Raw genomic sequence first — 18187 nt, 5'->3', positions numbered from 1 at the left:
GTCTCGCCGTCGCGTCCGCCCGCGCGGACCGGGGAGAAATCCTGCGGGTGATTTCTTCCGGCCGAGGGGAGCGAGTGTGGTCTGACCACAGAGCATACTGGGGACACGGGGTCGAGGTCCCTCCATCCCGGTTCTCGGACACAGGCGCGGATCTTCGTCCCCGCCGGGAAGGCAGACGATGTCCATCGCCATCGACGCCCTCGTCGCTCGGGCTCAACGAGCCCTCGACGACTACGCGCTCTTCACCCAGGAGCAGATCGACCACATCGTCCGCAAGGCGTCGGTGGCCGCCCTCCACCACCACGGCGAGCTCGCCGTCATGGCGGTCGAAGAGACCGGTCGGGGACTCTTCGAGGACAAAGCCGTGAAGAACATGTTCGCGTGCGAGCACGTGACGCACTCGATCATCGACCAGAAGACCGTCGGCGTGATCGCCCATGACGAGCTCACCGGGATCACCGAGATCGCGGATCCCGTCGGGGTGATCTGCGCGCTCACGCCGGTCACCAACCCGACCTCGACCGCCATCTTCAAGTCGCTCATCGCGCTGAAGACGCGTAATCCCATCGTCTTCGGGTTCCATCCGTCCGCTCAGCGGTGCTCGTCGGAGGCGGCTCGGATCGTCCGGGACGCGGCGGTGGCGGCCGGAGCGCCCGTCGACTGCATCCAGTGGATCGCGGAGCCGTCGATGGAGGCGTCGGGCGAGCTGATGAACCATCCCGGGGTCGCGTTGATCCTCGCCACCGGCGGCAACGCCATGGTCCGTGCCGCCTACTCGTGCGGAAAACCCGCTCTCGGCGTGGGCGCCGGGAACGTGCCGGCGTTCATCGAGCGCACGGCCGACGTCGGTCGCGCCGTCAACGACATCGTCCTCTCGAAGTCCTTCGATATGGGCATGGTGTGCGCGAGCGAGCAGGCCGTCATCCTCGACCGACCCGTCGCCGACGAGGCGCTCCAGGAGTTCGCCCGCTTGCACGCCTACCGGGTGGACAGCACAGAGAAGGCGATGCTCGAGGAGTTCATCTTCGGGGTGACCGCCGACAGCGGCAACTGCGCGGACGCCAAGCTCAACGCTCGCGTCGTCGGCCAGTCGCCCGTGTGGATCGCGGAGCAGGCGGGGTTCACCGTCCCCGCCGACACCTCGATCCTCCTCGCCGACGTCTCCGGGGTCGGCCCGCACGAGCCGCTGACCCGCGAGAAGCTCGCGCCGGTCCTCGCCGTGCTGCACGCCGCGACCCCCGACGAGGGGATAGAGCTCTCACGACAGATGGTGGCGTTCGACGGACTCGGTCACTCCGGAGCCATCCACTCGAACGACGCCGAGGTGATCGCACGCTTCGCGGAGGTGGTCAAGGCGGTGCGCATCATCGAGAACTCGCCGTCCGCCCTCGGCGGCATCGGAGACATCTACAACGCCTTCCTGCCCTCGCTCACCCTCGGATGCGGCTCGTACGGGCACAACTCGGTATCCAACAACGTCTCGGCGGTGAACCTCGTGAACGTCAAACGCGTCGGTCGACGCAACAACAACCTGCAGTGGTTCAAGATCCCGGCGAAGACCTACTTCGAGCCGCACGCGATCCGGTACCTCGCAGACATGCGCGGTGTGGAGCGGGTGACGATCATCACCGACGAGACGATGACCTCGCTCGGCTATGTCGACCGCATCACCGATGTCCTGAACCGTCGCGAGAACCGCGTCCAGGTGCAGCTGCTGAACCGGGTCCGCCCCGAGCCGAAGGTGTCGGAGGTGGTGGCGGGAGCCGAACAGCTGCGTCAGTTCCAGCCGGACACGATCATCGCGCTCGGCGGGGGGTCGCCGATGGATGCGGCCAAGGTGATGTGGCTGCTCTACGAGCACCCCGAGATCGAGTTCTCCGACATGCGCGAGAAGTTCTTCGACGTCCGCAAGCGGGCGTTCACGTTCCCCGAGATGGGTCAGAAGGCCAAGCTCGTCTGCGTTCCCACCACCTCGGGAACCGGGTCGGAGATGACGCCCTTCGCGGTCATCACGGACGATGCGACAGGGATGAAGTACCCCCTGGCCGACTATGCCCTGACCCCGTCCGTCGCCATCATCGATCCCGAGCTCACGCGCGTACTCCCCGGCTTCCTCGTGGCGGATGCGGGCTTCGACGCGCTCACCCATGCGACCGAGGCCTACGTGTCGGTGTACGCGAACGACTACACCGACGGGCTCTGTCTGCACGCGATCAAGCTCATCTTCGAGAACATCGAGCGCAGCACGAGGGCCGAGCCGGGCTCGACGGACGGCGCTGACCGCAAAGCTCGCGAGAAGATGCACAACGCGGCGTCCATCGCGGGCATGGCGTTCGGCAATGCCTTCCTCGGGATCGTGCACGCGATGGCCCACGTGACGGGAGCGACCTACAAGCTGGTGCACGGGCGGACCAACGCCGTCTACCTGCCTCACGTCATCCGCTACAACGGCACGGTCCCGACGAAACTCACGAGCTGGCCCAAGTACGAGCGCTACATCGCGCCCGAACGCTTCCAGCAGATCGCGCAGCACCTCGGGCTTCCGGCCGCGACGCCGGAGGAAGGTGTCGAGAGCTATGCGCGCGCGGTGGAGGAGCTGCGCGACCGCGTCGGCATCGAGCGCTCGTTCCAGGCGCAGGGGGTCGACGAAGCTCGATTCCTCGACAACCTGCACAGCCTCGCGATGGCGGCCTACGAGGATCAGTGCGCGCCGGCTAATCCCCGCATGCCGATGATCGACGACATGAAGACCCTCATGGAAGCGGCCTATTACGGCACGTCCTTCGCCGAGGTGCGCGCGACGCGCGCCGCGGCGGTCGCGGCCGCCGACGCCGCCGTGCCGTCGGCCCCCGCGAAGCGCAGCGCGACGAAGGCGAAGACGAGTCACAGCGCCTGACGCCGGCCCGGCACCTACGCTGGACGCATGAAGCAGCGCAGCCTCGGATCCACGTCCCGCTCCGTCTCGGCCATCGGGCTGGGCACCTGGCAGCTCGGTGCCGACTGGGGCGACGTCGACGAGGATCAGGCGCTCGCCGTCCTCGACGCCTCCGCCGAGGCGGGGGTGACGCTGTTCGACACCGCCGACGTGTATGGGGATGGGCGCAGCGAGAGCATCATCGGGCGCTTCCTCGCCGCCCGCCCCGGGCATGGCGTCACCGTGGCCACCAAGATGGGCCGGCGCGCCGCGCAGGAACCCGAGAACTACACGCCCGAGAACTTCCGCGTCTGGACCGACCGTTCGCGCACCAACCTCGGCGTCGACTCGCTCGACCTCGTTCAGCTGCACTGCCCGCCGACGGCTGTCATCGAAGCGGACGCCACGTACGACGCGCTCGACGGCCTGGTGGCCGACGGCGCCGTCGCCGCGTACGGCGTCTCGGTCGAGACGGCAGCGCAGGCCCTCGCCGCGATCGCGCGTCCGAACGTCACCAACATCCAGATCATCGTGAATCCCTTCCGCCTCAAGCCGCTCGACGAGGTGCTGCCCGCGGCTCAGGCCGCCGGCGTCGCGATCTTCGCCCGTGTGCCGCTGGCGTCGGGCCTGCTCAGTGGTCGATACACCGAGCGGACGACCTTCGCGGCCGACGACCATCGGTCGTACAACCGCAACGGTGAGGCGTTCGACCGCGGCGAGACCTTCTCGGGCGTCGATTTCGAGACCGGCCTCGCAGCAGCCCGCCGCCTCGCGGCCGCCCTTCCCGACGAGGTGAGCCTGCCCGTCGCGACGCTCGCGTGGATCGCGAGCCGGCCCGGAGTCACGAGCGTGATCCCCGGGGCGCGAACGCCGGAGCAGGCGCGTGCGAACGCCGACGCGGGCCGACTGCTCGACGAGGAGACCGATCTGTCGGGCTTCTCGCGCGCCGTCCACGAGGTGTACGACGATCTGCTCCGCGCCGATATCCACCCGCACTGGTGACCCGATGACGGGGCGGACCGGTGTGGAGAACCGTTCCCGTCGTTCCCGACGGCCCCTACGCTGATCGCGTGGAGCTCGAATTCGATGCCGAGGTCTTCCGGTGGGAGACCCGCACGCAGGACTGGTATTTCGCGGCGCTCCCCGACGAGCCGAGTGCCGACCTCCGTGAGATCCCGCGGATGCCGCGGGGCTTCGGTGCCGTGCGCGTGCGCGCGACCATCGGCGGCTCGACATGGGAGACCTCCATCTTCCCCGATGCGGGTCGCGGGGTGTACGTCCTGCCGTTGAAGCAGGCGGTCCGGCGGGCCGAGTCGATCGGTGCGGACGGCGTCGTGCACGTGCAGCTGCAGGTCTTCGACGCGTGACCTGGCTCGTGTTCACGGCGAGTGTGCTCGTCGTGATCTGCGTAGGACTGAGCCTGGCGCTGTCGATCGTCGACGCCCGGACACGGCGACTCCCGAACCGTCTGGTTCTGGCGCTGGCCGTGGCTGCGGGGGGTCTCGCCGCGACGGCCTCCCTCGATGCTGGTTCGCCGGCGCCTCTCTACGGAGCCGTCGTCACCGGCGCCGCTCTGTTCGGTCTGTCCTACCTGCTCTATTGCGCGGGTGGCGGGATCGGCGGGGGAGACGTCAAGCTCGCGGGTGCCGTGGGCGTGCTGACGGGACCCTCCGGCTGGCCGCATCCGTTCCTGGCGATCGCGCTGGGGTTCGTCGCCGCGGGCGTCGTCGCCACCGCGTTGATCGCCCTGCGGCGCGCGGATCGTACGACGAGGATCCCCTTCGGGCCCTTCATGCTCGGCGGGGCATGGGTCGCGCTGGGCTGGTCGGTCTTCGCGGGGTGAGCCTGTCAAGGCCACCCGGGCGGCGACGGCGCCCGCGCTATCGTGGGCCGCATGGCCGACTCGACGTTCATCTCCCGCTCGATCGCGTGGGCGCTGCAGCGCAAGCCCGTTCGGGCCTTCCTGCTCTACAGCGAGCACCGCGGCTCGGTGCTGGCCGACAGCGTGACCTACCGCACGCTCTTCAGCGTCTTCGCCGGTGTCCTGCTCGGCTTCTCGATCGCGGCCCTGTGGCTGGCCGGCGACCCGGCCGCCTGGCAGGCGCTCATCGACGCCGTCAACCGGGTGATCCCCGGACTCGTGGGGCGGAACGGCCTGATCAAGCTCGATGACATCACCGCTCCCGCCGGGCTGACGATCGCGGGAATCGTGGCGACGGTCGGTCTCGTCGGCGCGGCGATCGGGGCGATCGGGTCGCTTCGGACGGCGATGCGGACCATCGCCGACGAGGGCGTCGACGACGTCCTGTTCATCTGGGTGCTGCTGCGCAACCTCGGCCTCGCGATCGGCATCGGCGGCGCTCTGCTCGCTGCGGCGGGCGTGACGTTCCTCGGCACCGCGGGGATCGGCATCCTCGCCGATCTGCTCGGCTTCCCCGACTCGAGCCCGCTCGTCCAGTTCGGGGGCTGGTTCGTCGCCGTCATCGTGGTGTTCGCCCTCGATGCGCTCGCCGTGGCGGTGCTCTTCCGCGTCCTTTCGGGAGTGAAGGCGCGCGGCCGGGTGCTGTGGAGCGGCGCGCTGCTCGGCGCGGCCGGGCTCACGGTGCTGCAGCAGCTGTCAGGTCTGTTCGTGGGCGGCGCGACCTCGAACCCGCTGCTCGCGACGTTCGCGTCGCTCATCGCGATCCTGCTCTGGCTCAACCTCTCGTCCCAGGTCATCCTCATCGCGAGCGCCTACATCGTCACCGGTGTGCGTGAGCAGCAGGATCGCGTGCGCGCGCGATTCGGTGCGAAGACGCTGCTGCAGCGTCGGGTTCAGCGCGCAGAGGACGGGGTCTCGGTCGCGACGCGCGAGCTCGAGACGGCGCGCCGCCTCGAGGCGGCGGAGCGCGCCGGGTCGGGTGCCTGACGCGGATCAGCGCGCGTAGCGTTCGACGAACGCTCGGAGGATGTCGCCGGTGTGGGTGACGGGAGTCCGGCGCACGGCGGCCAGCGTCGACTCCAGCTCGTCGGCGGCGAAATAGCCGTAGTCGGCGTACGCGTGGATGCGGGTCGTGATGCCGTCGAGATCGAGCTCGGGATGGAACTGGGTCGCGTAGACGTTGCGCCCCACCCGGAACATCTGCACGGGGCATCCGGCCGAGGAGGCGAGGAGCGTCGCGGTCGTCGGCAGAGCGGAGATCGCCTCCTTATGGCCGACGAACGCCGAGAACGCGTCGGGCAGCGATGCGAGCAACGGGTCCGCGCGACCGGCGTCGCTCAGCTCGACGTCGACGACGCTGATCGGCTCGCCGAACCGACGGTCGATCGTGGCGCCGAGGTACGCGCCCACCGTCCCGATGCCGTAGCAGGCTCCGAGGAATGGAGAGTCGCGCGCGACGACCCGGTCGAGGAGCACGGAGAACTCCGCCTCGACGCGACGTTGAACAGCCGGTTTGCGCTCCCACGGATCGGACGCGTTGAACGGGCCGCCGCCGACGAAGATGCCCGAGATGTCGTCGAGGTCGATGTCGGGCATCGGCTCCGCCTCGAGTCGCACGCGCCGAAGCGACGCGGGCTCGAGACCGGTGTGGCGGAGGAAGAGCTCATACTCCTCGTCGGCGGGCACATCCTCGGCGCGGGTGGCGAGCAGCACGAACGGTCTCACGCCGAGGGGTGCTTCCGTAGTCGCCGAGCACGCATGGCGCAAGCGTATCGGCCGGTCCGGGCAGCGAGGGTATCGTCGGGATCCAGGAGGTCAGAACATGGCTATTGCACGACTGCACGGAGGCCCGCTCGACGGGCAGGCCCTTCCGGTGGACGACGACGCGTCGGACCGGCTCATCCTTCCCTACAGCGAGACGCAGATCGTCTACGAGCGCGCGGGCGAGGCCGAGGACACGGGCGAGGCAGACGGTCCGACGTCCTCGGACTTCCACTACGTCGAGTCCGAGGGCGACATCGACCCCTCCGCGGACGAGCGGGACGACCGCGTCACGAATGACGACTGAACCCCGCAGCGCGATCGAGATCGAGCGCAAGTACGACGTCGATGCCGAGGCGGTGCTGCCCGACTGGGCCGCGCTCCCCGGCGTCGCGGCGGTCGGCGATCCTGAGCCGCGCGAGCTCGACGCACGCTACCTCGACACCCCGGACGGCCGTCTGGCGACGGCGCTCACGGCGCTGCGGCGCCGGACGGGCGGGCCGGACGAGGGGTGGCACGTCAAGCGCTCGACCCCCGAGGGCAAGCTCGAGACGCAGTGGCCGCTGGACGAGCAGGCCGGAGACGAGGGGGCACGCCTCGACGTGCCCGCAGAGATCGTCGCCGCTCTCGCCGAGGTCGCCGCCCCGCCGTTCGAGGTCATCGCCCGCATCCGCAACTCGCGCACCGCCTATGCGCTGCGCGACGCCGCCGGGGGAGTGGTCGCCGAATTCGTCGACGACCGGGTCACGGCGACCGACGAGCGTTCGGGACGCACCAGCTCCTGGCGCGAATGGGAGCTCGAGCTCGGACCCGCGGCCCCGGCCGACGGGCGAGGGATCGACGAGCTCTTCGATGCCGCGGACGACCTCGTCCGAGCTGCGGGCGGGGCGCCGTCCGGATCGGGTTCCAAGCTCGGTCGTGCCCTCGGGCTCTGACGCCCGGTCGAAGACATCCGGGAACACGAAAGCACCGCCGGCCCAGCCGAGCGGTGCTTTCGTGTTCCCGACCGAGGTCAGAGGTTGATCATGTGTCCCGCGAGACCGTGGAACGCCTCCTGCAGGCCTTCCGACAGCGTCGGGTGGGTGTGGACGTTGCGCGCGGCCTCGAGCGCGGTGAGGTCCCACTTCTGCGCCAGCGTCAGCTCGGGCAGCAGCTCCGACACGTCGGGGCCGATGAGGTGGCCGCCGAGAAGCTCGAGGTGCTCGGCATCGGCGATCAGCTTGACGAAGCCCACGGGCTCGCCCAGACCGTTCGCCTTGCCGTTGGCCGAGAACGGGAACTTCGCGACCTTGACGTCGTAGCCGGCGTCGCGCGCCTGCTGCTCCGTGAGGCCGAAGGATGCGACCTGAGGCGAGCAGAACGTCGCGCGCGGCATGTTGCGGTAGTCGCCCAGCGTCTGCGTCTCCGCGCCGCCGATGGTCTCGGCCGCGACGACGCCTTGGGCCTCGGCGACGTGCGCGAGCTGCAGCTTGGCGGTGACGTCACCGATGGCGTAGATGCCCGGGACGTTGGTACGCATGTGGTCGTCGATGTCGATCGCGCCGCGCTCGGTGAGCGTGACGCCGGTGTTCTCGAGACCGAAGCCCTCGACGCGGGGAGCGAAGCCGATCGACATGAGGACCTTGTCGGCCTCGATCTGCCCCTTCGCGCCGTCGGCGTTCGCCGAGAACGAGACGGTGACCTTGTCGCCCGAGTCGACGATCTGCTCGACCTTGGTCGAGGTGAGGATGTCGATGCCGTACTTCTTGTACTGCTTCTGGATCTCCTTCGAGACCTCGACGTCCTCGTTGGGGAGGGCGCGATCGAGGAACTCGATGATCGTGACCTTGACTCCGTAGTTCGACATCACGAAGGCGAACTCCATGCCGATGGCGCCGGCGCCGACGATGGCGATCGACGAGGGGAGCGCGCGCGTGAGGATCTGCTCCTCGTAGGTCACGACGTTCTCGCTCAGCTCGACACCGGGCAGCAGTCGCACGGTCGATCCCGTCGCGATGATGACGTTGTCGAAGGTCACGGTCTCCTGCGAGCCGTCGGCCTTGGTCACCTGGATGGACTTCGCGTCGACGAACGAACCGCGGCCCTCGTATTCGGTGACCTTGTTCTTCTTCATCAGGAAGTGGATGCCCTTGACGTGCGTCTCGGCCACCTTGCGGCTGCGGTCGAACGCGGTGCCGAAGTCGAAGCTCACATCTCCGCTGATGCCGAAGAGGTCGGCCTTGTGCTTGAAGGTGTGGGCGAGGTCGGCGTTCTTCAGCAGAGCCTTGGAAGGGATGCAGCCGACGTTGAGGCAGACGCCTCCCCAGTACTTCTCTTCGATGATCGCGACGGACTGTCCGAGCTGCGCAGCGCGGACAGCTGCGACATACCCGCCGGGGCCCGCGCCGAGGATGACGACGTTGTAGTGAGGCATGTCTCCCAGCCTAGTCCTCGGTGCGTCGCCGAGACGCCGCCACGAGTGCGACGACGAGGGCGATGGCGCCGGCCACGACCACGATGCCGACGACGATCCAGAACACCGCCGGCAGGCCCTCGTCCGCGGTGCTCTCGGCGGGCGCGTCGGCGCGAGCGGTGGGCGCCGCAGCCGGGTCGCCCGCGGTGAACGCGAACTCGCCGGAGACCGGGTGGCCATCGCTAGAGACCACGCGCCACGTCACGGTGATGGGTCCCTGACTGTCGCCCGAGAGCGGCTGGGTCACCGTGGTGCCGTCGAGCACGGGGGCGCCGTCGGCGAGCTCGGTACCGGCGGCGTCGGTCACCGAGATCGCGTTGACACCCTCCTCGTCGATGAGCACACCGCTGTAGGTGAGGGTGATCTCGTCCGGGAGAGCGCTGACGGTGGCGTCCGCGGCCGGGTCGGAGGCGAGCAGCTCGTCGTGCGCGAAGGCGGGCGAGGCTGAGGAAGCCGCTGCGAGGCCGAGGGCGAGGCCGAGGCCGACGAGCAGTCGAGTACGGAGGCGGGTGCGTGCAGACATCGCCGAGAGCCTATCCGCGGGGTGTGTGAGCGCGGTGGGAGGAGGCCGGGGAATCGCGTTCGCGAGCGGTCTCCGATCCGTTAGGCTGGCCCGGAAGAGGAGGACACTGTGGACGAAAAGGATCGAGACGTCGACGACATCCGACGCGAACCCGACCGCACGCCGCACAGCGGTTCCTCGGACACGACGCAGACGTTCGGTCACGACCTGGACCTCTCGTTCGTGCCGTTCGGGGCAGACCTCACCGCTGTCGAGCGCGACGCCATCCAGGCGCTGCCCGAGCGGGCCGCGCTGCTGCTGGTGCGTTCCGGACCCACGGCGGGCGCCCGTTACCTGCTCGACACCGATGTGACGACCGTCGGGCGCCACCCCGAGGCCGACATCTTCTTCGACGACGTCACGGTCTCGCGTCGGCACGCGGAGATCACGCGCACGGGTTCGGCCTTCGAGATCGTCGACCAGCGGTCGCTGAACGGCACGTACGTCAATGGCGAGCGCGTCGATCGCGCCGTGCTCGCGGACGGCGCCGAGCTGCGCGTCGGGAAGTTCCGTCTTAACTTCTTCGTCTCGCCCCTCGACCGCGCCTCGGCGACCGGCGCGTGAGCCCCGCCGCCGCAGCCCGCAGTCGGTCCGCGACGGCGGGTCATCTGAGCATCGGTCAGGTCCTGGCGCGGCTGAGCCCCGAGTTCCCCGCACTGAGCTCGAGCAAGCTGCGCTATCTCGAGGATCAGGGCATCGTCACTCCGACACGCACCGGCTCGGGGTACCGCAAGTTCTCGCCCGCCGATGTGGAGCGGCTCCGCACCGCGCTCACACTCCAGCGCGACCACTACATGCCCCTCGCGCGCATCCGCGAGTACCTCGACAACCCCGGCGCCGAGGGTCTCCCGCCCGCTCTGCCGGCGTCGATCGTCCAGCACCGCCGGTATCGGCGCGACGAGCTGATCGATCAGGCCGAGGCCACCCCGACCCTCCTGAGCGATGCAGTGTCGGCCGGTCTCCTGCCGGCGGCGGACACCTACGACGACCGTGCGCTCGCGCTGCTCCGCACCCTCGTCGCACTCGACCGCCATGGCATCGGGCCGCGCCACCTGCGCACCGTCCGTCAGGCCGCCGAACGCGATGTCGCGCTCGTCGAGACCGCGCTCGCTCCGCTTCTCCGGCGTACCGACTCGTCGTCGCGCGGCCGGGCCCACGAACTCGCTCCCGAGCTCGTCCGCAGGCTCGACGACGTGCGGTCCGCGTTCGTCCAGTCCGCCATCGACCGACTGTCACGGTGAGCGTCACGCGACACGCCGCGGGATCGGAGCGGATGTCGTTGCCGCGACGGCATCCCTCATCTAGCGTTGAAGCAACCCGACCGTCCGGCAGGAGGACCAGATGACCGCGCATGATTCGCTCGGCGAGATGCGGTTCACGACCGACCTGCTGTTCACCGACGGCCTTCCGCAGATGGACGACGAGGTCGGCTATCGCGGCGCTCAGGCGGCCCGTGCCGCCGGCATCACCTACCGCCAGCTCGACTACTGGGCGCGCACCGAACTGGTCGTCCCGACCGTCCGTGGCGCCAGCGGGTCGGGTTCGCAGCGGCTGTACGGCTTCCGCGACATCCTGGTGCTGAAGCTCGTCAAGCGGCTGCTCGACACCGGGATCTCACTGCAGCAGATCCGGGTGGCCGTCGACCAGCTCCGGGCCGCGGGTATCCGCGACCTCGCCGGCACCACGCTGATGAGCGACGGCGCCTCGGTCTATCTCTGCACCTCGAACGACGAGGTCATCGACCTGGTCAGCCGTGGGCAGGGCGTGTTCGGCATCGCCGTGGGGAAGGTCCTTCGCGAGGTGGAGTCGACGCTCGTGGAGTTCGACCCCCAGTCGCCCGACCCCGTGGACGAGCTCGCCGCCCGGCGCTCGGTCCGCAGCGCCTGACACGCCCTCGAACGCACGAACCCCGGCGCGCCCTGAGGCGGCCGGGGTTTCGTCGTGAGTTGCGGGATCAGCCCTGGGCGGCCGCGGGCGCCTCGCCGGCGACGGGAATGCGCCCCGTGCGCAGCACCCGGTCAAGGAGCGCGTCGAAATCGGACGCGAGCTCCTGGGCCGAGTCTCCGGGCCAGATGTGCAGGGGCTTCGCTGCGCCTTGCGCCTGCTGCAGCGACGTGCGCTCCGGCAGCTGGGGGGCGAGCACGAGGGGGCCGAACATGTCGCGGAGCTCCTTGATGCGGAACTGGTGCTCGATCGACTGCGGCCGCACCCGGTTGACGACGATGCCGAGCGGCTGCAGCCGGGGAGAGAGGCCGCGACGGATCTCCTCGATGGCGCGCAGCGCGCGGTCCGCGGCGGCGACGGAGAACAGTCCGGGCTCGGTGACCACGATGACCCGGTCGCTCGCGGCCCACGCGGTACGGGTGAGCGCGTTGAGCGACGGTGCACAGTCGATCAGGACGAGGTCGTAGTCGGCCTCGATCGTGGCGAGCGCCTCCTCGAGCTTCCAGACATCGCGCACGCTGGGATGCGGTCCGTCGAAGTTGATGGCCGACGGGCTGCCGATGAGCACATCGATGGTGCCGGGATGCACCTTGGCCCAGCCGCTCGAGGTGATGGCCTGTCGGACCACCTTCTCCTTCGGATTGGCGAGGACGTCCGCGACGTTGAGACGGCCGGCGACTTGGATGTCCATCCCCGTCGACACGTCGGACTGCGGATCGAGATCGACGACCAACGTCCGGACTCCGCGGGCGAACGCGGCGGATGCGAGCCCCAGGGTGACCGTCGTCTTGCCGACCCCGCCCTTGAGCGAGCTGACGGAAAGTACGTGCACGAGGCTCTACGTTACCGTCCCCTAGGCTGTGAGGGTATTCGAGCCCTCGAGCGGTGCTCTGGCCGCCCGACTCACTCCATCGAGGTGAGCATGTTCCGGAAGATCCTTGTCGCGAATCGCGGAGAGATCGCCATCCGCGCCTTTCGAGCCGCGTTCGAGCTGGGGGCGAGGACGGTCGCCGTCTACCCGCACGAGGATCGGTACTCGTTGCACCGGCTGAAGGCCGATGAGGCGTACGAGATCGGTGTCCCGGGCCACCCGGTGCGTGCCTATCTCGACGTCGAGGAGATCATCCGCGTTGCGCGCGAGAGCGGCGCCGACGCGATCTACCCCGGCTACGGCTTCCTCTCGGAGAACCCCGAGCTCGCGGCGCGAGCCGCGGCCGAGGGCATCGCATTCATCGGGCCCTCGTCGGATGTGCTCGAGATGGCGGGCAACAAGGTGACGGCGAAGGGCCACGCGGTCGCGGCGGGCGTGCCCGTCCTGCGGTCGACGGAGGCCTCGGACGACATCGATGCGCTCATCGCCCAGGCGGGCGACATCGGGTTCCCGATCTTCGTGAAGGCGGTCGCCGGCGGCGGTGGGCGCGGTATGAGACGCGTGGCGACCCTCGACGAGCTCGCACCGGCGCTGTCGGAGGCGATGCGCGAAGCGGGCAGCGCCTTCGGTGATGCCCGCGTCTTCCTCGAGCAGGCCGTGCAGCGACCGCGCCACGTCGAAGTGCAGGTCCTCGCCGATGCGACGGGCGAGACGGTGCACCTCTTCGAGCGCGACTGCTCCGTGCAGCGACGTCATCAGAAGGTCATCGAGATCGCCCCCGCCCCGAACCTGGACGAGGAGACCCGCACGGCGCTGCACCGCCACGCGATCGCGTTCGCGACCTCGATCGGATACGTGAACGCCGGAACCGTGGAGTTCCTGCTCGAGACCGCCGGGCCGCGAACGGGCGAGGTCGTCTTCATCGAGATGAACCCGCGCATCCAGGTCGAGCACACCGTCACCGAGGAGGTGACGGACGTCGATCTCGTGCAGTCTCAGATGCGCATCGCCGCGGGGGAGACGCTCGCCGATCTCGGACTCACGCAGGACCGCATCCAGCTGCGCGGAGCGGCCCTCCAGTGCCGCATCACGACCGAGGACCCGGCACAGGGATTCCGTCCCGACACCGGCAAGATCACGACCTACCGTTCGCCGGGTGGCGCCGGTATCCGTCTCGACGGCGGCACGACGGCGGCCGGCTCGCAGGTGAGCCCGCACTTCGACTCGATGCTCGCCAAGCTCACCTGCCGCGGCCGCGACTTCGGAGCAGCCGTCGTGCGCTCGCGTCGCGCCCTCGCCGAGTTCCGGATCCGCGGCGTCTCGACGAACATCCCGTTCCTTCAGCAGGTGCTCGACGATCCCTCGTTCGCGCGCGGCGACCTCAGCACGGCGTTCATCGACGAGCGGCCGCAGCTGCTCGAGGGGCGCACCTCGAAGGACCGCGGATCGAAGATCCTGGGCTGGCTCGCCGAGACGACGGTCAATCGGCCGCACGGCTCCGCCCCGACCTCCGTCGAACCGCGTGCCAAGCTGCCCCGCCTCGACCCGGCGGCGGTCCCGGTCGCCGGATCGCGCCAGCGTCTGCGCGAGCTCGGGCCGTCAGGTTTCGCCGCAGAGCTCCGGGCGCAGACAGCGCTGGCGGTGACCGAGACGACCTTCCGTGACGCGCATCAGTCGCTGCTCGCGACGCGCGTGCGGACGAAGGATCTCGTCGCCGTCGCGCCGGCCGTCGCCCGGCTGACCCCGCAGCTGCTGTCGGTCGAGGCCTGGGGAGGGGCGACCTACGACGTCGCGCTGCGCTTCCTCGGGGAGGACCCCTGGGAACGGCTCGACAAGCTGCGTACCGCGCTGCCGAACATCGCGCTGCAGATGCTGCTGCGAGGGCGAAACACCGTGGGCTACACGCCCTACCCCACAGCGGTGACGACGGCGTTCGTGCGCGAGGCCGCCGCCTCGGGCGTCGACATATTCCGCATCTTCGATGCCCTCAACGACGTGGCGCAGATGCGCCCCGCGATCGACGCGGTGCTCGAAACGGGGTCGGCGGTCGCCGAGGTCGCGGTCTGCTACACGGGCGATCTGCTGGACCCGCGCGAAGACCTGTACACCCTCGACTACTACCTCCGTCTCGCGGACGAGATCGTCGGCGCCGGGGCTCACGTTCTCGCCATCAAGGACATGGCGGGTCTCCTGCGGCCCGCCGCCGCCTCACGGCTGGTGTCGGCGCTGCGCGATCGCTTCGACGTCCCCGTGCACGTGCACACCCACGACACCGCGGGCGGCCAGCTCGCGACGCTCCTCGCAGCGAGCGCGGCGGGGGCGGACGCGGTCGACGCGGCCTCGGCACCGATGGCGGGGACGACGAGCCAGCCCTCGCTCTCGGCGCTCGTGGCAGCCCTCGCGCACACCGAGCGCGACACCGGGCTCGACCTCGACGCGGTGTCGGATCTCGAGCCCTACTGGGAGTCGGTGCGTCACCTGTACCGGCCGTTCGAGTCGGGCCTGCCCGGTCCCACCGGTCGCGTGTACCGGCACGAGATCCCGGGCGGTCAGCTCTCGAACCTGCGGCAGCAGGCCATCGCACTGGGACTCGCACACGATTTCGAGCTCATCGAGGACATGTACGCCGCCGCAAACGACATCCTCGGCCGGGTGCCGAAGGTCACGCCGTCGTCGAAGGTCGTAGGCGACCTCGCCCTGCACCTCGCGGCCGTCAAAGCGGATCCCGCCGCGTTCGCGGCAGACCCGGGCGCCTTCGACATCCCGGACTCGGTGGTCGGTTTCATGGCCGGCGAGCTCGGCGACCTGCCGGGCGGTTGGCCCGAGCCGTTCCGGTCGAAGGTGCTCGCGGGGCGCACCGTGCGGCCCGGGGTCGCTGACCTCTCCGCGGCTCAGGCCGATGCGCTCGAATCCGACTCGGAGACACGGCGACGCACCCTCAACGCGCTGCTGTTCCCCGCGCCGACGCAGGAGTACGACCGCGTCCGCGAGACGTACGGCGACCTGAGCGTGCTCGATACGGCCGATTACCTCTACGGCCTCGTTCCGGGCGCCGAGCATGTCGTCGAGATCGAGCGGGGCGTGCAGCTGTACGTCGGTCTCGAGGCTATCGGCGAGGCGGACGAGAAGGGCATGCGGACGGTCATGGCCACGCTGAACGGGCAGCTGCGTCCGGTGTTCGTGCGTGACCGCTCGATCGATGTCGAGGCACGTCAGGCGGAGAAGGCCGACACCTCCGTGCCAGGTCAGGTGGCGGCGCCGTTCTCCGGTGTCGTGACCCTCAAGGTCAGTGTCGGCGACACCGTCGCCGCGGGCGCTCCGGTCGCGTCGATCGAGGCGATGAAGATGGAGGCCGCCATCACCGCGCCTGTCTCGGGCACCGTGGATCGGCTCGTCGTCAGCGCCACCGGGCCCGTCGAAGCCGGAGATCTTTTGGTCGTCGTGCGGCCCGGCGAGTAGCCTAAGGGGTCGGGCGCGAGCTCGAGACCCTGGAGTGGACGCAGCACAACATGCCTGAGCGCAACGAGAATCAGCCCGACGAGACCGATCCCGCGGTCCTCGCCGACAGTGAGAGCATTCACACGACGGCCATCGGGATCATCGGCGGTACGGCCCAGGTCGACGTCACCATCCCCGTCGCAGACGACGACCTCGATGACGACGACGTCATCGACGGCGAGGTCGTGGACGATCAGCTCGCGACCGGTGACATCCCGCTCGGCATCGCGCCCGAGCCGGTGAACGACGTCGAGGGCGAGGACGGACGTGGCGACGCGGCTGAGGATGCGGGCGATGTCGACGTCGACGTCGACGATCGGACGGATGTCGCGGCCGACGAGGCCGACCCGGAGCAGGACGCCGACGATGTGGACGTGGACGCCGGGTCCTCCGCCAATGACGCGGAACCGGCGGGTGCCGTCGAGAGCGACGATCCCGACGGGGCCACGGCGGACGAGCCAACGGCGGTCGGGTCGGACGACGACGCGTCCGAGGTGATCGTCGTCGCAACGCTCGAGGACGACGCCCACGTCGACGATGGTGCCGGTGTCGAGCCGGGCACGGACCCGTCGGCTCCCGCGCCGGCCGACGCAGCCGGCGAACCCGCGAACGAGGTCGGGGGTGAGGTGGTCGTCGCGACCGTCGTCCCCACCTCGACACCCATCACCGGCACGATCCCCACCACACGCCGCCAGGCCCACCAGGTCGCGGAGCAGGTGCGACATGCCGCCGAGCGGGTGCAGGTGCCCCGTTCGGCCGAGCCCGTCCTGCAGTCACGGCGTATCGGCGATCTCGAGCCCGGCCGCGAGTCGGCCGACCTGCTCACTGCGGACCGCCTCCTCGACCCGTCGCAGGTCGTCCGGGCCGAACCGGAGGGGCGCTGGCAGCGCCTCGTGTACACCGTCTCCGGCCACCGCATCAACCTCGGCGACGGCAAGCGTGCGCGAGCGCGTAAAGAGCTCGACCGCCGGATCTCGGCGCCCCTCGTGGGCGGGGCCAAGTTCGTCCCCGTGCTCTCGCGAAAGGGCGGCGTGGGCAAGACGACCGTGACGACGCTGCTGGGTATGGCTCTCGCCGATGCCCGGGACGACCGGGTGATCGCCATCGATGCGAACCCGGATCGCGGCACGCTCGCTGATCGCATCGGGCGCACGAGCGGCAAGACGGTGCGCGACCTGGCTCGGACGCGCGGCCAGGTGGTCGGATTCAACGATCTGTCTGCGATCGTCGCGCGCGACGAGACCCGACTCGACGTGCTCGCCTCCGACACCGATCCGCACGTGTCCGAGGCGTTCAGCGATCACGACTACGAGGACGTGGCCGCCGTCGCGGCCCACTACTACTCGATCGTCCTCACCGACACCGGAACCGGGATCGTGCACTCCGTCATGGGGGCCACCCTCGGGCTGTCCGATCAGATCGTCGTGGTCGCGGGGCTGTCGGTGGACGAGGCCCGGCTCGCGTCCGAGACGCTCACGTGGCTCGAGTCGAACGGGTTCTCCGACGCGGTCAAGAACGCGATCGTGGTGCTCAACACGTCGCGTCCGGGCACGCCCATGGTGCGCGCCGAGGAGCTCGAGACCCACTTCTCCACCCGCGTGCGCTCGGTGCTCCGCATCCCGTACGACCCGCACCTGGCAGCGGGCAGTGCAGTGACGTTCCGTGACCTCGACCCGGCGACGCGAGAGGCGGCGCGCAAGCTCGCCGCGAGCGTCATCGAGGGGCTGCGGACGGGCGCGGCGGCCTGACATGGCGGTCCGACCGATCCGGTTCTTCGGCGACCCCGTCCTGAAATCCGCCGCTGCGCCGATCGAGACGATCGACGACGGCGTGCGGTCGCTCGTGCGCGATCTCGTCGACACGGTCGAGCTTCCCGGTCGTGCCGGCGTCGCCGCACCTCAGATCGGCGTCGGGCTGCGCGCTTTCAGCTACAACGTCGACGGTGTGATCGGGTACATCCTCAATCCGCGACTCGTCGAGGTCTCGGGCGAGCCGTCGCTCATCGGCGAAGGATGCCTGTCGGTGCCCGACCTGTGGCACGACACCCTTCGCCACCCCTATGCCCGCGCGGTCGGCATGAATCTCGCCGGTGAGCAGATCGAGCTCGAAGGTGACGGGCTGATGGCGCAGGCGCTGCAGCACGAGTGCGACCACCTCGACGGCATCCTCTACCTCGATCGGCTGTCGCCCGCCGAGCGACGGGTCGCGATGCGCGAGGTCCGCGAGTCTTCCTGGTTCTGAGCGTCGAACGACGAAGAGGGGCC

At 69.7% G+C, this 18187-nt stretch carries 17 protein-coding genes; 13 read left to right on the top strand and 4 right to left on the bottom strand.

The genetic code is table 11. From position 1 onward, the window contains the following. Positions 1-178 precede the first annotated feature (178 nt). The 5 genes from adhE to BLT21_RS04080 all read left to right on the top strand — a co-directional run bounded on the left by adhE (position 179) and on the right by BLT21_RS04080 (position 5822). Positions 179-2896, top strand: a complete 2718-nt coding sequence (gene adhE, locus BLT21_RS04100; RefSeq protein WP_091499605.1) for a bifunctional acetaldehyde-CoA/alcohol dehydrogenase — start codon at positions 179-181, stop codon at positions 2894-2896. Positions 2897-2923: 27 nt separating this feature from the next. Further along, positions 2924-3916, top strand: coding sequence for an aldo/keto reductase (locus tag BLT21_RS04095; protein ID WP_091499604.1), 993 nt, complete (start codon positions 2924-2926; stop codon positions 3914-3916). Positions 3917-3984: 68 nt separating this feature from the next. Further along, positions 3985-4281, top strand: coding sequence for a DUF1905 domain-containing protein (locus BLT21_RS04090; protein ID WP_091499603.1), 297 nt, complete (start codon positions 3985-3987; stop codon positions 4279-4281). Then, entirely contained in the window at positions 4278-4757 is a 480-nt protein-coding gene (locus BLT21_RS04085) for a prepilin peptidase (RefSeq protein WP_091499602.1), read from the top strand. The genes BLT21_RS04090 and BLT21_RS04085 overlap by 4 nt, the downstream gene beginning before the upstream one ends. A gap of 51 nt (positions 4758-4808) precedes the next feature. Next, a complete protein-coding gene (locus BLT21_RS04080; RefSeq protein WP_091499601.1) occupies positions 4809-5822 on the top strand; it encodes a YihY/virulence factor BrkB family protein in 1014 nt (337 codons plus the stop codon). 6 nt (positions 5823-5828) lie between these two features. Here BLT21_RS04080 and BLT21_RS04075 read toward each other — a convergent pair whose 3' ends face one another. Next, a complete protein-coding gene (locus BLT21_RS04075) occupies positions 5829-6560 on the bottom strand; it encodes a glutamine amidotransferase (protein ID WP_091499600.1) in 732 nt (243 codons plus the stop codon). Positions 6561-6657: 97 nt separating this feature from the next. On the opposite strand from BLT21_RS04075, the gene BLT21_RS04070 reads away from it, so the two are divergent. Together BLT21_RS04070 and BLT21_RS04065 are read left to right on the top strand one after the other, a co-directional pair. Beyond that, complete coding sequence (locus BLT21_RS04070; protein WP_091499599.1) at positions 6658-6903, top strand: response regulator; 246 nt, start codon at positions 6658-6660, stop codon at positions 6901-6903. Further along, entirely contained in the window at positions 6893-7531 is a 639-nt protein-coding gene (locus tag BLT21_RS04065; RefSeq protein ID WP_091499598.1) for a CYTH domain-containing protein, read from the top strand. Before BLT21_RS04070 ends, BLT21_RS04065 begins: the two co-directional genes overlap by 11 nt. 77 nt (positions 7532-7608) lie before the next feature. On the opposite strand, the gene lpdA is transcribed toward BLT21_RS04065, so the two are convergent. Both lpdA and BLT21_RS04055 read right to left on the bottom strand, forming a co-directional pair. Beyond that, positions 7609-9009 carry a dihydrolipoyl dehydrogenase gene (gene lpdA, locus BLT21_RS04060; protein WP_091499597.1) on the bottom strand — a complete coding sequence of 467 codons (1401 nt, stop codon included), beginning with the start codon at positions 9007-9009 and terminating at the stop codon, positions 7609-7611. 10 nt (positions 9010-9019) lie between these two features. Continuing rightward, positions 9020-9571: a copper resistance CopC family protein gene (locus tag BLT21_RS04055; RefSeq protein WP_091499596.1), complete on the bottom strand. Its 552-nt coding sequence runs from the start codon at positions 9569-9571 to the stop codon at positions 9020-9022. Positions 9572-9679: 108 nt separating this feature from the next. On the opposite strand from BLT21_RS04055, the gene BLT21_RS04050 reads away from it, so the two are divergent. From BLT21_RS04050 to BLT21_RS04040, 3 genes are all read left to right on the top strand, one after another. Next, positions 9680-10174, top strand: a complete 495-nt coding sequence (locus BLT21_RS04050) for an FHA domain-containing protein (protein WP_091499595.1) — start codon at positions 9680-9682, stop codon at positions 10172-10174. Then, a complete protein-coding gene (locus BLT21_RS04045) occupies positions 10171-10851 on the top strand; it encodes a transcriptional regulator FtsR (protein WP_256335902.1) in 681 nt (226 codons plus the stop codon). The genes BLT21_RS04050 and BLT21_RS04045 overlap by 4 nt, the downstream gene beginning before the upstream one ends. A gap of 100 nt (positions 10852-10951) precedes the next feature. Then, a complete protein-coding gene (locus BLT21_RS04040; protein WP_091499594.1) occupies positions 10952-11497 on the top strand; it encodes a MerR family transcriptional regulator in 546 nt (181 codons plus the stop codon). A gap of 67 nt (positions 11498-11564) precedes the next feature. Here BLT21_RS04040 and BLT21_RS04035 read toward each other — a convergent pair whose 3' ends face one another. Then, on the bottom strand, positions 11565-12386 hold the full coding sequence (locus tag BLT21_RS04035; protein ID WP_091499593.1) for a ParA family protein: 822 nt from the start codon (positions 12384-12386) through the stop codon (positions 11565-11567). A 90-nt stretch (positions 12387-12476) separates the two neighbouring features. On the opposite strand from BLT21_RS04035, the gene BLT21_RS04030 reads away from it, so the two are divergent. From BLT21_RS04030 to def, 3 genes are read left to right on the top strand one after another with little or no spacing between them, the layout of a single operon-like run. Continuing rightward, on the top strand, positions 12477-15884 hold the full coding sequence (locus tag BLT21_RS04030) for a pyruvate carboxylase (protein ID WP_091499592.1): 3408 nt from the start codon (positions 12477-12479) through the stop codon (positions 15882-15884). A 50-nt stretch (positions 15885-15934) separates the two neighbouring features. Next, positions 15935-17671 (top strand): MinD/ParA family ATP-binding protein, encoded by a 1737-nt coding sequence (locus BLT21_RS04025; protein WP_091499591.1) that lies wholly within the window; start codon positions 15935-15937, stop codon positions 17669-17671. Between the two features lies 1 nt (position 17672). Beyond that, on the top strand, positions 17673-18164 hold the full coding sequence (def, locus tag BLT21_RS04020) for a peptide deformylase (RefSeq protein ID WP_091499590.1): 492 nt from the start codon (positions 17673-17675) through the stop codon (positions 18162-18164). Positions 18165-18187: the final 23 nt, after the last annotated feature.

This window comes from Microbacterium sp. cf332 (assembly GCF_900102175.1).
Lineage (GTDB): Bacteria > Actinomycetota > Actinomycetes > Actinomycetales > Microbacteriaceae > Microbacterium.
The sequence above is the reverse complement of the archived record's forward strand: the minus strand, read 5'-3'. Positions and strand labels throughout refer to the sequence as shown.

What these genes read in the sequence shown, in the direction of transcription:
- adhE (WP_091499605.1), top strand. Translation starts at nt 179, where the DNA reads ATGTCCATCGCCATCGACGCCCTCGTCGCTCGGGCTCAACGAGCCCTC.
- BLT21_RS04095 (WP_091499604.1), top strand. Translation starts at nt 2,924, where the DNA reads ATGAAGCAGCGCAGCCTCGGATCCACGTCCCGCTCCGTCTCGGCCATC.
- BLT21_RS04080 (WP_091499601.1), top strand. Translation starts at nt 4,809, where the DNA reads ATGGCCGACTCGACGTTCATCTCCCGCTCGATCGCGTGGGCGCTGCAG.
- BLT21_RS04070 (WP_091499599.1), top strand. Translation starts at nt 6,658, where the DNA reads ATGGCTATTGCACGACTGCACGGAGGCCCGCTCGACGGGCAGGCCCTT.
- BLT21_RS04065 (WP_091499598.1), top strand. Translation starts at nt 6,893, where the DNA reads ATGACGACTGAACCCCGCAGCGCGATCGAGATCGAGCGCAAGTACGAC.
- lpdA (WP_091499597.1), bottom strand. Translation starts at nt 9,009, where the DNA reads ATGCCTCACTACAACGTCGTCATCCTCGGCGCGGGCCCCGGCGGGTAT.
- BLT21_RS04055 (WP_091499596.1), bottom strand. Translation starts at nt 9,571, where the DNA reads ATGTCTGCACGCACCCGCCTCCGTACTCGACTGCTCGTCGGCCTCGGC.
- BLT21_RS04040 (WP_091499594.1), top strand. Translation starts at nt 10,952, where the DNA reads ATGACCGCGCATGATTCGCTCGGCGAGATGCGGTTCACGACCGACCTG.
- BLT21_RS04030 (WP_091499592.1), top strand. Translation starts at nt 12,477, where the DNA reads ATGTTCCGGAAGATCCTTGTCGCGAATCGCGGAGAGATCGCCATCCGC.
- BLT21_RS04025 (WP_091499591.1), top strand. Translation starts at nt 15,935, where the DNA reads ATGCCTGAGCGCAACGAGAATCAGCCCGACGAGACCGATCCCGCGGTC.
- def (WP_091499590.1), top strand. Translation starts at nt 17,673, where the DNA reads ATGGCGGTCCGACCGATCCGGTTCTTCGGCGACCCCGTCCTGAAATCC.